This is a genomic window from Pantoea sp. EKM20T (assembly GCF_011800485.1).
In the GTDB taxonomy this organism is placed as follows: Bacteria; Pseudomonadota; Gammaproteobacteria; order Enterobacterales; family Enterobacteriaceae; genus Pantoea; species Pantoea agglomerans.
This window is the reverse complement of the sequence record NZ_JAALFW010000011.1, coordinates 1-14,534: the sequence shown is the minus strand read 5'-3', so window position 1 is coordinate 14,534 and position 14,534 is coordinate 1. Positions and strand designations below refer to the sequence as shown.

Here is a 14,534-nt window from a genome sequence, read left to right as displayed (position 1 = left end):
GCCACGCTGAATCAGAACGGTAGTTTTTCCACCGCACAGAAACGCCGTTCCGCCAGGGAGATCACCGCAGCTTCCGCAATCGCCTGGGCTTTCAGTCCATCCTCAAGGCCAGGAAGATCGTCAACCTGCTCACCGTTCAGCGATCGGATAAACGCATCCAGATGAGCATAGTAAGTTGGCTGCACCCGGCTGAACCAGTCGGGCAACAAGCCTGGCTGCTGAATCTGCGCACCCTGATAGCAGCTGACGCCGCGCTGTGGCTGAGAGGCTGATTCCAGCATCCCGTGCGGTCCCATCACACTGATGCGTTCATCGTAGCCATAGCCGGTGCGGCGGACATTATCGAGCTGTGCCAGCGCCCCGCCCTGCAGCCGCAATAGCAGCGTGCTGGTGTCCACGTCGTCAAATTCGCTGATCGAGGGCAGAGCCAGCGCAGCACCCATCGCTGCCACCTCTGTCACCTCCTCTTCAGTCAGCCAGCGCAGCAGGTCAAAAAAGTGGATAGCCTGATCGCGCATCTGTCCCCCGGACGCCTGAAGATAGGCCAGCGGCGGCATGGCTGAGGAGCGGCAGACCATCTGAATCAGTTCCACCGGGCCGATCCGCCCCTGGCGGAGTTGTTGCTTCAGCTGCTGATGGCTGACATCAAAACGCCGATTAAACCCTACTGTGACCGGCACGTTGTAGGGGAGAACATTAGCCACGGCAGAGCGGGCCCGCTCAAGAGAGAGATCGACCGGTTTTTCACAGTAGATGGCTTTACCGGCGCGGGCTGCGGCTTCCAGTAAGTCAGCATGGGTCGGCGTCGCGCTGGCGATCAGCACCATATCAATCTGCTCATCATTTATCGCCTCGGTGACAGACGCGGCCCGGGCACCAAAGCGGGTCGCAAAGGCGGCGGCGCGCGCGGGATCCGCATCCGCAACCCATACCAACTCAACTCCGGGGTGCGCCTGAAGATTCGCGGCATGAACTTCACCAATAAAGCCACACCCCAGCAGGGCAACACGTTGCTTTTTATTCATTTTTTTGAACTCCATCATAGTCCGGCAGAAAGATGCATCTGCAGGATAACGCTGCGTTTTACACTGGCGGCACGGTGTTTTGAGGTGTTTACCTCACAGGAGATCGGCATGTCGCTGAAAGAGGTCGCCCGACGGGCAGGTGTGGGACTGGCAACCGTGGATCGGGTGCTCAATGAACGTGGCGGCGTCGCGCCGGAGACGGTTCACAGGGTGCTGCAGGCAGCACGTGAAGTCGGGCTGAAGCGGATCCTGCCGGAGGAGCATCGTCATCCGTGGCAGATAGAACTGCTGCTGAGCAGCAACGATTCGTTTTTCTTTAAGCAGCTGGCACAGGATTTTACTGAGGTTGCCTCGCATCTGGGCTATCGCCGGTTAACGCTGCGCCGCACTTTTGTCCCCGAGGCTCAGCCAGAACGACTGGCAAAGCTAATCAGGCAGGGCGGTGAGACGCGAGATGGTCTGATCGTTTTTGCCCATGAACATCCGGCAATCTATGAGGCGCTGGACCATTGCCAGGCGCGTGGCGTACCGGTGATCTCGCTGGTCACCGATTTACCCGGTGCCGCCCGGCTCTGTCATGTGGGGATCAATCAGTTGCAGGCAGGACGTACAGCCGCTCAGCTGATGGGCAAAATGCTGCATCAGCCCGGTGAGGTGTTGATGGTCAGTGGGCACCGGGATTACAGTGCGCATCGTCAGCGTATTGAAGGGTTTCGTGACCTGATAACCAGTCGGTTTCCCCATCTTCAGTTACGTGAAGTTCTGGCCGCCCAGGAAAATCGCGACACCCTCAGTAAGTTGCTGGAGAAGCAGCTGGTACAGAGCGGTCATCTCCAGGGCATTTATAACACCGGGCTGGGGAATACCGAGATCGGGCAGGCGCTGGCACGACATCGTCGGCTGAATCAGTGCATCTGGATTACTCATGAGCTTTACGCCACCACCCGCACGCTGATGGCGCAGCAGAGCGTTGCGCTGACACTGGATCAAAACACCCGACAGCATGCCCAGCTCGCGCTTCAGCTGATGCTGAATTATCTGGAGCAGGGAGAGAAACCCGATATCTACATTAACGGAAAAGTGGATTTCATCATTTATACGGCAGAAAACTGTCTCTAAAGATTGCCCGTTGTGTCATATCCACCGGTAAAGAAATATGCTTTACCTGCCGTCGATCATTGCATTCAGCACTATTTCCCGCGCGAGACAGTGCCCGGGAAAGTGGCTCACTGGCTCAGAAGTGCATAGAAAATAGCCTGCCACAGATAATCTGATCGCAGTGACAAGCTGAAACCGCCCCTTTATGTCAGATAAAAAATCTAACTATCATCTAAATATTAAAATATAAATCTAAATACGCATTTTTTATGGTTTTAATATTCAGATGCAGAGTGATGACGTTAATATCGTATCCGACTGAACAAACAGCGAAGTGAAACGGGTGAATTAATGTACGACAGAGGTGCGGAAACAGAGCAGGAATAACACTCGCTGTCCTGAACGGTTAACCATTAAAAGCGTACTTTGCAGAATTGATCAATATCAAAACTTAATGGGTTTTTATCGTCATATTTCTATTGGGTTTCACTTTCTGCCAGGTTGATGCTAAGTTCTCGTCGGTTTAAAACAGGGCAGTATGAAGAACCGTTTCACTGATATTACGGCCACCCTGAATTTTTCCTGCGCCAGCACGGTGCCTGACTAATTAATGAGCGTCTGATTTGGAAAAGTGTTTATATCCGGTGCGTACCAGAACTGAGAGAGTGCTGCACGCGGTGGCATTCGAAGTTGTCGCTAATGTGCTGGTTTTCTTTATCCTGATTATTTTTACCTCCGCAGCACCATCGCAGTCGTTGTTGCTTACATTGGTCTCATCGACTCTGGCTATGGGATGGAACTACCTGTTCAACCTGATGTTTGACAGTGTTCAGCTAAGAACAGGATTTAAAAAGAACTTGCGAATGAGATGCCTCCATGCCGTTCTGTTTGAGGCGGGTCTGTTATTAGTGTTAATCCCCTTTGCAGCATGGTGGCTGGATATTACGCTATTCTCAGCGTTGAGACTTGAATCCGGACTGGTGCTATTTTTTCTGACCTATGCTTTTCTGTTCAATTTGTTATGGGATTGGGGAAGATCAGCAAAATCAATGAAGATATAAAATTAATGTATCATGCCATTAAAATTTACTTTCAGAAATTAACCTTTCGCTTAGCCGGCTAATGGAACTTCGCGTGCGAGTGATCGCGCCCGAATGTATCCGATGCGTAAGGAAACAAGTATATCTGGTGTCAGGAGCCGCTTACTCTCGCCTGGCAGCATTGATATAACGGCGCGTCTGCATAACTTAAGTTCAGACTGCGTATAAGCTCATTTCACAGGTTAAATCAGCAAGAATATTATGGACAAAGTCTACTATCTGAATAAGTTAAGGAACTGCCCGTCAACCGATATTCTGGATATCGTAACAAGCTATATGCGGAAAAAACTTCCTGGTGACGACCTCTCTTCATTTGAAGGCGCTTACGATCATCGTAAAGCCGAACTAATAATGAATGAAACCTACAGTGAAGTTCCTTCAGAAGTATGGAGACTGGTGTGCTGAGGCGAAAAAAGGAGGGCAGGATCACTCATAACCCATTATCTGCTGAGGGCTGATCACCCTGCAGATCATCAATTCCTGATAATCCTGGCGCGATGCATTTTGATCTCCGTCGGGCAGAATCGGTGAACAGATAAATCAGAGCATCACCTTTAGTGCTGTGATGCTCTGTCATTCTCAAAAAACGCACGACATAAAGCGCTGTAAGAAATAGTAAGACAAACCTGCCAGACCACTGTAAACCGTTTTAAATATGACGCCAAAACTGGCTTCATCTGTTGTATTCAGAAAAGCTCGTACAAATAATGCCTTCCGGACTCACACGACTACGATAATGATTATCTGTTCAGGCGATATGCTGCCAATTTAGCTCATGCTCCACCAGCACCGATCCCGGAACGGCAAATCGTGTCAGGGTGATAATAAAAGCTGCTCAGTCGTTAAGCAAGGGTGTATTAAGCACATTCAGATGATGCAATACCATTAAATTTAAATGTTGTTCGCCCGAACAGGGAGCATGCAGGCGAACAAAACGGGAATTCATTTCAGATGGTCACGATGATACAGAGCCCACTGCTCAATCCTTTCTCCAGAGGGTAGCAGGCAATATGCCGAAGATTTTTCCTGGACCTGCTGACCACCGCGATTAACGCAATATTCACTGGCTGGATTACGCATTGTTAAACGCTGCGGTTCCTTGCTGTTCGGTGTGCAGGCGATAAGTAGTGAAGCCAGTAACATCAGTGAAACTCCTGCTAACCTGTTTGTGACGGTCATAAAACCTCTCTTAACCTTATTTTTGTGAATTAAGCATTTACCCTCCAGTGGTGTGATTAAGTCTGATAGCACAACAACGACTTTATCAGGAATCCTCCTTTCTCCTGCCACATGTTAACCTCAGGGGTGACAATCATCATGTTTCCATTCTGCCGTCCACTCTGCACTCACCACTGCGGGTAGCGATACATAATTATAGCGTGCTGCCACTAAACCCGCGCTTAACAACCTCACGCGACACATAAGCAGATAGACCTTTAATGCAGTGATTAAAAAATGAATAAAGCCAAAATTAGAATGCATGTGAAGATAATTAACAAAAACCCCATTATTACAATCGATGCATTATCTTAATTTTTAATGGAAATTCATCGCGGATACGGCATCGCCTTTAACGTTTACTTAAAACAGGCACACTTGCGATGCCTTTACATAAATCCTTTTCCCGCTGCATAATCCCGCAACATTTGTATGCGCACTGCCATTAATGGGATCAATAAAACCTACAACTTATTGGTATCGCTTAAATATCGCTGCTGCTTAACACCTGAATAACAACTCACGATTCAGGTGCCATTTAACGATCAGACTATCAATAAATTCTTAAGGAAGAGTGACTGAGATGAATAATAAATTCCCGCGAAATAAAATCGCAAAAGCATTAATGCTGGCAAGTGGGATGGGGGTTGTGCCTCTGATTAGCTATGCTGCAGTCATCGGAAGCCAGACAGGCAATGAGATCATCTTAACTAATGGCACCACGCTGATTGCCGACCAGTCATCTGGCGACGGTTATTATGGCATCCTGGTTAATGGCGCTACCGCCGCAACGGTTACCATCGGCAGCGGCAGCACAGTTCGCGTGTCAGATGCTGAACGTTATGCAAAAGGGATTTTTATTGAAGCGGCAAACAGTGAATTTACTGCAGATAAGTTAACCCTCAACGTTTCCGGTAAAACAGCGGTCGGCATTGAGTTCGGCGGAAAAAATGTAACCGCCAGTTTAGGATCCGGTTCCTCGGTCACCACGGTAGCATCAGGTGATTCTTTCGCCGAGGGCGTCGTTGTCAGCAATAGTTCCTCGCTGCAGGCAAATAACCTGCAAATAAGCACCCAGGGCACTGGCGGAACGGCTCTGCGCGTCAGTGGTTACGGAAGTCACGCCAGTCTGGGCGACGACAGTAATTTACAGACGAATGGCCTTAACAGTAATGCCGTTCAGGTTGATAACCTGACCGGTGAGTCGATTAATGGCGTGGCCACGTTGAAAGCAAATGCATTGACGATCAACACCCTTGGCAATAATTCGCAGGGTATTAATATCCAGGATAATGGTTCGGTTGATCTGGGCAGCAACTCGACCATTATTACCACTGGGGATCTTTCTGCTGGCATCTGGAGCTGGGGTGAGCTGAAGGCCGATCATCTGACAATCAGTACTGCGGGTGAGACCTCTGCAGGTCTGTCAGGCCGTGACAACAGCCTCTCAAACATTGGTGCCGGTAGCGTGATCTCCTCTGATCAGACTGGCGGCATTGTGGCTATGGGCGACAATGCCATCGTTAACTTCATTGGCAGTGAAGAAGAACGCAATACGGTCTATTCAGCAGGTTTTTATGGCGTATCCGCACAGTCAATCGGCGCAACCATTAATCTGCAGAACACCGATATTATGATGAAAAATGTGGATACCATGACCCTGGGTATTTGGTCCACAAGCGGTGGCACAGTTAACGGTGATGCAATGACCATTACCGGTCCGGAGAATGCTACAGGTGTCTACGCCATGGCTGGTGGTAAAGCGAATCTTACGGGTGATCTGACCATTGATATGGGCTCTCCGAATGGGATAGCCATGGCTACGCAATATGATGATGGTTATGCAGCAGGTGTCATCACCACCGACGGAAAAGCGCAGATCGTTGGTAGCGTTTTATCCCGGGCCGGACTCATCGACCTCAATCTGACATCGGGTTCACTCTGGTCTGGCAGCGCCAGCAGCGATAACGTCAATAATGGCCATCTGAACGTTAATCTGACCGACAGCACCTGGAATGTATCGCGAACATCCAATGTCGATAATCTGACATTGAGTAACTCGCTGGTTGACCTCTCTGCAGCCTCGGATGACGCAACCTATTCAACATTGACTATCGCCAACCTCAGCGGCAGCGGCGACTTCGCCTTGCGCACCAATCTGGCAGGCGATGGTGCTGGCGTGAATAACATTGGCGATAAAGTTGTGGTGACAGAGAGTAGTTCCGGTGATTACGGTCTGACCATACAGAACCGCGGCAGTGCCGTCACCACTGGCAACGAAGTACTGACTGTGGTTGAAACGACTGATGGCATCGCCACCTTTAAAGGTAACGCCGACGTGGAACTTGGTGGCTATGTTTACTCGGTCAATAAGCAAGGCAACAACTGGGTACTCTCCTCACCTAAAGCACCAGAAACCCCTGAAGCAGATGATCCGGCCGTTATCCCTGCGGATGAGCCTGCCGCGACTCCTGCTAATGAGCCTGCCGCGACTCCTGCCAATGAGCCTGCCGCGACTCCAGCCGATAACGGTGGCACGGCGTCTGCCGGGCAAGACAACGCAACTTCCCCTATTACCAGCACGGCCAACGCAGGGGCTAACTTTCTCAACACTGGCTATCTGATGAACTATGCCGAAATGCAGACGCTGATGCAGCGTATGGGTGATGTTCGTCAGGGGAAGACAGCCGGAAATGTCTGGCTGCGCGCTATAGATGGACGATTCAGCGGCTTTGATAATGGCAAGCTGAGCCGTTTCAGCCTGAACTACACCGGTTATCAGTTTGGGGTCGATAAACGTTTGTCCGATGAAATTCCGATCTATCTGGGCCTGTTCATGGGGGTAACTGAAGGATCGCCTCATTACCAAAATGGTAACGGCAACATCCGTTCTGAGCATTATGGCTTCTACACCACCTGGGTAAATGATGCCGGTTTCTATGTTGATGGCGTTGTGAAAGTCAACCGGCTAAGGAATCAGTTCAATGTTCACGATACACAGAATAACCAGGTATCCGGTAACGGTGTCTCTTCAGGTCTGAGCGGATCGCTTGAGGCGGGCAAAAAGTTCAGCTTCTCTGATCGGCTGGCAGGTTTTTATCTTGAACCACAACTACAGCTGACAGCAGGTCATCAGGATGGTGCTTCCGTAGGTGCGTCTAATGGTCTCAATATCACACTTTCAAGCTACAAATCACTGATGAGCCGGGCAAGCGTGCTGGCAGGGTATGAAATCAATCAGAGCAATTACAAACTCAACACCTATGTAAAAACGGGTGTAATGCGCGAGTATGCCGGGGATGCTGCTTATGCTCTGAACGGATCAAATGAACGTCTTTCCTTTAAAGGAAATGGCTGGAATAACGGCGTCGGCCTGAGTGCCCAAATCAGCAGCCATACGCTCTTCCTGGAGGCCGATATGGTAGACGGAAAACGTTTTAACCAACGTCAGGTTAATGCTGGCTACCGTTTTAGTTTTTAGAATCAACGTGCAGCAAGCGCTCGTATAACAGGAGGTGTTAATGAAAAAAACATTATGGATGCTGCTGGCCTTGATCTGCTCAGGATCCGCTTTCGCACGGCAGGAGTCCACCATCGCAGAAGCAAAAAACATGCGAGACGAACGTCATGTTACCCTTACCGGTACGATTAGTGGACGGGCTGACGATGACCACTACTGGTTACAGGACTCAACGGGTCGTATCCGTATTGATGTCGACGAGGATGACGAAGACGACAACGGCTTCCTTATTGGTAAAAAGGTACGGATAACGGGTGAGATAGATCGCGATGACGGCCATAGCGAAATCGATGTTGATCGGCTCTTCATTCTGAAATAATTCCGGACTTCTGTGTAAAAAAGCCAGCTATAGCGCTGGCTTTTTTACATTCAGGGCAGGTTTTACTTTTCGCGAAACGCTTCCTGTACGCGCAACAGAGGACGCAACAGATATTGCAGCAGGCTCTTCTCGCCCGTACGAATATCAACGGTGGCCGTCATACCGGGAATCACCCGTAGTTCCTGACTGCCGCTTTTCGTCAGCGTATTATTTTCCGTTAATACCATCACCCGGTAATAAGTATCATCGACGCCTGGCCTGCGGGCAGCTTTACTCTCCTCATCTTTTAGCGCGCCCGAACTGATACTTTGAACATGTCCGGTCAGGCCGCCATAAATCGAATAGTCATAGGCAGAAATTTTTACCACAGCTTCCTGACCGGGCGCCAGAAAAGCCACATCAGAGGGCCGGATACGGGTTTCCACCAGCAGCTGGTCATCCAATGGTGTCACCTCCATTATTGCGGCACCAGGCTGGATCACACCGCCAAGCGTATTGATTTTAATACTGTTAACAATGCCTCGTACTGGCGTGCGGACTTCAGTACGCTCAAGCGTATCATGGCGGCCATGGGCAGTTTCCTGCAGGCTTGTCATCTCAACATCGACTTTGGACAGCTCATCGTTAGCCTCGTTACGGTAGCGGTTTTTTCGCTCGGTAATTTGCAATTCGGCATCATTCATCTGACGCTCAAGTTTCAGAACCTCAGTTTTTGACAGCAGCGATCTGGCTGAGAGCTGTCGCGCCATTTCAAGCTCTTTCTGCAGCAATGTTTTTGACTTCAGATAGCCTTCAATTGACTCATTTACCGCCCTTTTACGTAGTTTCCAGGCATCGGTTTCACGGGTAACCAGTTCAGGTACTTTCATGACCTCTGGCGGGAACACAAGCTCGCTGCCGGTCGCTTCTGCTTCAAGACGCGCGGCCTGGGCTTTCAGTGCCAGCAGGCGGTTAGCGCTTTCGCGGAAGGAGGCTTCGGCGCGCGTGGGATCGATTTTGGCCACAACCTGACCTTTTTCAACCGTATCGCCTTCATGCACCATTAACTCCTGCAAAATACCGCCCTCAAGGCTTTGCAAAACCTGTTCGCGGGAACTGGGAACAATTTTGGCTGACCCGGTTGTCACCTCTTCGATGTTGAAATTGGCGGCCCAGACGATTACCAGCACCATTAACGCCACGCTGCCCCAGGCAATAAATAGCCAGCCTTCCCAGCGATCCTGACGGGCGGCCCTCACCATGTCACTGGCTGTATGTTCGGTCAGGCGCTTTTGATCAACGTTTTTATCAGGGGACAGGCTGCTCATACTGTTACCTCGCCAGATTGTGGCTGACGCTCTGTGCTTATCTCAACGCCAGCATGTTTCGCTGCGTTACGCAGCACCGATGCGGCCGGGATCTTCCCGCTGTTTAATAAACCGATAATCTCTTCACGCGGCCCATCAGCTACTTTGATGCCTTCATCCATCACAATCACCCGATCAACGTATTTCAGCACTGCCGGACGGTGGGTCACGATAATCACGGTTCGGCCTTCCATTGCCGGGATGAGCGCCTGCAGGATAGTGCGTTCCGACCCCATATCCATCCCCGATGTAGGTTCGTCCAGTAGCAGAACATCCGGATTCGACAGAATGGCGCGAGCCAGGGCTATCGCCTGCTTTTGTCCGCCGGAAAAGTTTTCACCACGCTCACTGACAGGCATACCAAAGCCCATGGGATGAGCCGCGACAATATCACTCACCCCGGTCATTTTTGCAGCGGCCATCAGTTCTTCGTCGCTGGCGTAGGGTGCTCCCATCACCAGGTTGTCACGCAGCGAACCATACATAAAACGTGGTTCCTGATTGACCAGCGCGATACGCGTCCGTAATTCCACCGGCTCGACCTGGCCTATATCTACGCCAGCAACGGTGATCGTGCCTGTTGTGGGTGGATATAGCCCAACCAGCATGCGCAGCAGCGAAGATTTACCGCTGCCCATTTTGCCCAGTATGGCAACCCGCTCGCCCTGACAGAACCGGACATCAAGCTGCTCAACGATGGCCGGTAAATCGTCTTTATAACGTAATGAAACGCCCTGACAGACAATCCCGGTCTGGCTGCCCTGGGGAAGCTGCACATAAACCTTCTCATTATCGCGTTCAGCAGGGGCCTGCATCACTTTATTGAGGATGGCCAGCGAGGTTTTTGCCTGCTGAATACGCAATCCCAGCGCGGCAAGCGTTGCTATGGGCATTATGGCGCGCCCCATCAGGGTCATAGTGGCAATGATGCCTCCCATTGAGATATCACCATCACCGACCAGATAAGCACCCCAGACCAGCAGAATAACGGTACCAAACTGCTGGGTCGTCTGAATGACGCTTGAGCCCATAGTGGCAAGGAACCGCGATTTCATATTCACTGCAGAGAGTTTTACGCTGGCAACATCGTGTTTAGAGGCGACCAGGTTTTCAGCACGCAGAACTTTAATGGTTTCAAGATTATCCAGTGATTCAATAACCAGACCGTAACGGTTACTGCCTATTTTCATTGACTCTTCAGCGTGGCGTTTCAAAGGGATCTGCATCAGCAGCACCATCGCCACGATGACCACTAATATCAGGATCACACACCAGACCAGTGGCCCGGCAACCAGATGGATTACAACCAGGAAGAGTAAAACAAAGGGTAAGTCAGCAACCGTCGTTAAAGCGGCTGACGTAGTAAGCTCGCGGACGCTGTCAAAGCTTTGCATGACATTGCCAAATGCACCGCTGGATTGGGCTCGACCCGACATTTTGCCGTTCAGCACGTGACGAAAAAGTTGTGCGCCCAACACCAGATCGATCTTTTTACCGGCGCGATCGGTAATCCAGGCCCGACCCAGCCGTGCAGCCAGTTCAAACAGCAACGCCAGACTCACGCCGATAGCCATCGTCCAGAGTGTTACGTAGGTCTGGTTAGGCAGTACCCGGTTATAAACCGTCATGGTGAATACGGACATCGCCAGAACGAGCAGGTTAATAACGACTGACAATGCGGCGGCTTCAAAGATATAACGTTTGAATCCCCACAAAGTATTCCAGAACCAGTGCCCTTTACCGACATGGACAATGTCATCGGCACGATGATCAAGATAAGACTTAGGTCGCAGCAGCAGCAACTCGCCGCTATAGTGCTGAGCCAGGCGAGCGAAATCGACCTCAACAGGCTGGCTGCCCAGTGCGGGATCGATAATGGCGCACTTCTTTTCGCTACACTGTGTCAGCACGCAGTAGCCCGTTTCCAGACGCATGATGGCGGGGAGAACAAAGCTTTTCACATCCGTCAGGTCAATCTTCTGCCAGGCAGCACTCATGCCGCGGCTCTGCAGCGTGCGCAATGCCCAGTCATTCTGGGCGCTGATATCAGCGTCTGGTGGAAATGCAGGCATACCCACACGTAAAGCATTTAGCGTAAGCCGGACGTCAAACAGGCGCAGTGCGCTTTGCAGTGCAACCAGCAAAGTCTCCTGCGTATCTGATGGCGATCTGGATAACACTCTGTTTTCAGCATTCAGTTCAGAGCCAGCAGGCTCAAATTGTATATCAGTCACAATGGCGTCCCCTGGACAACTAATTCATTCTGGTCTGGCGGCAAAGCATGACAGCGGCCAGAAATACTCGTTTTTACGTCAGCGTGATTAGTGCACCGCTTCGATGGTATTCGCTGGTAAAGCGTTAACCTTCTGCACCAGTTGGCTGGTTTTACCCAGTGCCGCAACGATGTTCCATTGCGCAGCCAGATACTGCATCTGCTGCTCCTGATAACTTGCGAGACTGGTGTAATAGTCGGTAGCAAACGAGATTAAATCCGTTAACGGGCGCTGCCCCGCGAAGAACTGCACTTCCCCCGCTTTCCAGGTTTTCAACGCGGTTTCTGACTGTCTCTGTAATGCATTGAGCTGGCGTTCACGAAGCGGTAAGGAGACCCACAGCTGATCCAGCTGCTGTTTCAATGTCCGGAGTGTTGCATCCTGATCCGCCTCTGCAGCAATGAGTCGCTGAGTTTCAGCTTTGGCATTTGCCCTGCCAGCCCCACCATCCCAAAGATTGATATCGCTGCTCACCTGTAACGTCACCGCTTTAAACGGTTCCATTTCACCGTTGCGCTTTGGACTGTCCATACTCAGTTGCACACTCCATTTCGGCCTGTTCCACTTAGAGGCCAGATCCACTGCGGCTCTCGCTTCCTCTTTACGCTCGCGTGAGACCGCCCAGTTGGGATTTTCTTTCAGTACCTGTTGTGCCTGTGCCAGTGACGCGGGCAACAGACCCGCTTTTTTCAGATCGGGCAGGCCTCTGGTGATAACAATCTCGTGGTTCAGCAGCGAGCTGAGTTGCTGCTGCGCCTGTATATAGGTGGTGTAGCTCATTTCACGACTGGCAATCACCGAATTGAGGCGAGTCGCAACCTGATTGATCTCAGAAGCTCTGCCGCTATCAATACTGGCAATATTCTTTACCCGATTAAGCAGATCCTGCAGTGCGTTAATTTCTTTATCCAGCACAGCGACCACTGTGGCATTAGTGGCTGCAGAGGTAAAAAGAGAAAGCACCTGCTCGTTGAGATTTTCGCGCGTGACATTTACCTGAGCCTGCTGCATGGAATAAGCAGCCTGCTTTCCGGCAACGCTCGCATCAGTACGTCCGTGATCGTAAAGTAATTTACTTACAGTGATATGCGGGGAGACCGGATTATTCTCATAACCGGGTTGACCTGAATATCCTGATGCGCTGATACCCGTGCTGACCTGAAAACCATCAGCGGCTTTTGCCTGATCGATATCATACATAGCACCGGTGCTGTTTGATAAAGCAGACTTTACCGACGGATGGTCGGCTGTCATACGAATCATTTCAATAAAGTCCGTTGCATGGGCATTTAACAGGGGATTAAAAAATAGCAATCCCGCAATTAAACCATGCAGCGAACATCTGGATTTTGTAGTGAACAAGGTTTTTTTCATAGTTAACTCAAAATAACAAATAAAGTGGGATGGCTAATTTTCTCTGTCGCTAATTCAATCCTGCGACCGGAACTGTTTTAACCGCCCGACATGTCATATGGCAACGTTAATTCTGCTAAAAATAAATATTTAGGTTTTACATGCTACTCACATGCCTTTATTTATTTTTTTCATCTATGCAATCAGATCTGAGGCTCACCTGATGGGCCTGCCTTAAACAGGCCCATCAGGTGAGTTTGATGTGAAAAAAAGCTGGCGATGACCGAAGTCATCGCCAGTTCTATCAGATAACGTTTAAGCCATGCTGGATTAACAGCTTGACAGTGGTGTCATCATTATTGGTATAGACGTCATAATTAACGCCATTTTCAGTTTGTGCGGCTGAAGCCGTCCATTCTGATTTTCCAATATTAACGGTATCAGTTGCATTACTATTGTTTGAACTTCCAACATCTCCCGTAATATGTAATGTGTTCGCTTCACTACCATTATCTTTAGTAATTTCGAGCACATCGCTGGCGCTGATAAATAATGTCTGCGCCGTGTTATTACCCAGATGGATAGCTTCAATTCCACTAATTTTTCCTGATACCGTTCCGAGTTCTAAATCGTTATTAGAATCCCAGACCAGCGTATCGTGACCCTCTCCTCCTTTCACACTGCTAAAATGAGTACTGTTAATGACGATAGTATCATCGCCCTCTTTTGCATCGACGGAATTCGCGCCGCGTGCATCCAGTACATCATTACCTGAAGTGCCATTAAGATCGTACTGAGCAGGTTGATACTCAATATGCGTCGATCCCGTTTCAGACGTCAGTCCCAGTGTCTCGTTCAGATCAACTAAGCGGCCTTTGATTGCTGAGCCATCGCCGTCGCCCACGCCCTGATCGGTCCAGGTCACGTAGAGCTGACCGCCCGCCAGGAAGGTCGCATCGACTTCAACCTGCTCACCATAGGTCAGCTGGTTGATCTGGATCTGCTGGCCCACTTTATTACCCGCTGCATCAAAGTACTGTGCGTAGATACCGCTGGTACCTGCACCCGGTGCGATGTCGGTTGTTGACAGGAAAACGGCAATAAAGCTGCCGTCAGCCTGACTGACCACCCTCGCCATGTGCTGATCGCCAGCCGTCGTGGTGTTGATCAGGAACTCGCTGGTCAGCGCCGTACCGTCTGCCGCGTAGATGCGGCCCCAGACGCTGTAACCGTTCTGATCCGGTCCGCTGGTATCGTTAGAGTCCCAGGTCACCACGTAGTT

10 protein-coding genes and 1 pseudogene are annotated in these 14,534 nt (G+C 50.4%); 5 read left to right on the top strand and 6 right to left on the bottom strand.

Annotated elements, in window-relative coordinates:
- Window positions 1-11: 11 nt before the first annotated feature.
- Window positions 12-1,025, bottom strand: a complete 1,014-nt coding sequence (locus HFD94_RS17535; protein WP_167433328.1) for a Gfo/Idh/MocA family oxidoreductase — start codon at window positions 1,023-1,025, stop codon at window positions 12-14.
- A gap of 108 nt (window positions 1,026-1,133) precedes the next feature.
- Between HFD94_RS17535 and HFD94_RS17530 the strand changes: the two genes are divergently transcribed.
- The 3 genes from HFD94_RS17530 to HFD94_RS23130 all read left to right on the top strand — a co-directional run bounded on the left by HFD94_RS17530 (window position 1,134) and on the right by HFD94_RS23130 (window position 3,628).
- Window positions 1,134-2,144 (top strand): LacI family DNA-binding transcriptional regulator, encoded by a 1,011-nt coding sequence (locus HFD94_RS17530; protein WP_050680230.1) that lies wholly within the window; start codon window positions 1,134-1,136, stop codon window positions 2,142-2,144.
- A gap of 602 nt (window positions 2,145-2,746) precedes the next feature.
- On the top strand, window positions 2,747-3,184 hold the full coding sequence (locus HFD94_RS17525; protein WP_111534880.1) for a PACE efflux transporter: 438 nt from the start codon (window positions 2,747-2,749) through the stop codon (window positions 3,182-3,184).
- Window positions 3,185-3,424: 240 nt separating this feature from the next.
- Window positions 3,425-3,628, top strand: a complete 204-nt coding sequence (locus tag HFD94_RS23130) for an Hha/YmoA family nucleoid-associated regulatory protein (RefSeq protein WP_010257166.1) — start codon at window positions 3,425-3,427, stop codon at window positions 3,626-3,628.
- Between the two features lie 537 nt (window positions 3,629-4,165).
- Here the strand turns inward: HFD94_RS23130 and HFD94_RS23045 are convergent.
- On the bottom strand, window positions 4,166-4,303 hold the full coding sequence (locus HFD94_RS23045; protein WP_235038367.1) for a DUF333 domain-containing protein: 138 nt from the start codon (window positions 4,301-4,303) through the stop codon (window positions 4,166-4,168).
- 721 nt (window positions 4,304-5,024) lie between these two features.
- On the opposite strand from HFD94_RS23045, the gene HFD94_RS17510 reads away from it, so the two are divergent.
- Both HFD94_RS17510 and HFD94_RS17505 read left to right on the top strand, forming a co-directional pair.
- On the top strand, window positions 5,025-7,922 hold the full coding sequence (locus HFD94_RS17510; protein WP_167433327.1) for an autotransporter outer membrane beta-barrel domain-containing protein: 2,898 nt from the start codon (window positions 5,025-5,027) through the stop codon (window positions 7,920-7,922).
- Window positions 7,923-7,962: 40 nt separating this feature from the next.
- Window positions 7,963-8,280 (top strand): NirD/YgiW/YdeI family stress tolerance protein, encoded by a 318-nt coding sequence (locus tag HFD94_RS17505; RefSeq protein ID WP_122889879.1) that lies wholly within the window; start codon window positions 7,963-7,965, stop codon window positions 8,278-8,280.
- A gap of 62 nt (window positions 8,281-8,342) precedes the next feature.
- Here the strand turns inward: HFD94_RS17505 and HFD94_RS17500 are convergent, their stop codons facing one another.
- From HFD94_RS17500 to HFD94_RS17485, 4 genes and pseudogenes are all read right to left on the bottom strand, one after another.
- The gene (locus tag HFD94_RS17500) at window positions 8,343-9,587 is read right to left on the bottom strand and encodes an HlyD family type I secretion periplasmic adaptor subunit (RefSeq protein ID WP_010257175.1); all 1,245 of its coding nucleotides are present in this window, start codon (window positions 9,585-9,587) and stop codon (window positions 8,343-8,345) included.
- Complete coding sequence (locus tag HFD94_RS17495) at window positions 9,584-11,806, bottom strand: type I secretion system permease/ATPase (RefSeq protein ID WP_254920086.1); 2,223 nt, start codon at window positions 11,804-11,806, stop codon at window positions 9,584-9,586. Before HFD94_RS17495 ends, HFD94_RS17500 begins: the two co-directional genes overlap by 4 nt.
- Window positions 11,807-11,947: 141 nt before the next feature.
- Window positions 11,948-13,162 carry a TolC family protein gene (locus HFD94_RS17490; RefSeq protein ID WP_071778629.1) on the bottom strand — a complete coding sequence of 405 codons (1,215 nt, stop codon included), beginning with the start codon at window positions 13,160-13,162 and terminating at the stop codon, window positions 11,948-11,950.
- A 394-nt stretch (window positions 13,163-13,556) separates the two neighbouring features.
- Window positions 13,557-14,534: pseudogene (locus HFD94_RS17485) on the bottom strand (hypothetical protein); the annotation flags it as partial.

Excerpts from the sequence above, each read along its gene's own strand:
- HFD94_RS17490 (WP_071778629.1), bottom strand. The coding sequence starts at position 13,162 with ATGATTCGTATGACAGCCGACCATCCGTCGGTAAAGTCTGCTTTATCA.
- HFD94_RS17505 (WP_122889879.1), top strand. The coding sequence starts at position 7,963 with ATGAAAAAAACATTATGGATGCTGCTGGCCTTGATCTGCTCAGGATCC.
- HFD94_RS17535 (WP_167433328.1), bottom strand. The coding sequence starts at position 1,025 with ATGAATAAAAAGCAACGTGTTGCCCTGCTGGGGTGTGGCTTTATTGGT.
- HFD94_RS23130 (WP_010257166.1), top strand. The coding sequence starts at position 3,425 with ATGGACAAAGTCTACTATCTGAATAAGTTAAGGAACTGCCCGTCAACC.
- HFD94_RS17510 (WP_167433327.1), top strand. The coding sequence starts at position 5,025 with ATGAATAATAAATTCCCGCGAAATAAAATCGCAAAAGCATTAATGCTG.
- HFD94_RS17530 (WP_050680230.1), top strand. The coding sequence starts at position 1,134 with ATGTCGCTGAAAGAGGTCGCCCGACGGGCAGGTGTGGGACTGGCAACC.
- HFD94_RS23045 (WP_235038367.1), bottom strand. The coding sequence starts at position 4,303 with ATGCGTAATCCAGCCAGTGAATATTGCGTTAATCGCGGTGGTCAGCAG.
- HFD94_RS17500 (WP_010257175.1), bottom strand. The coding sequence starts at position 9,587 with ATGAGCAGCCTGTCCCCTGATAAAAACGTTGATCAAAAGCGCCTGACC.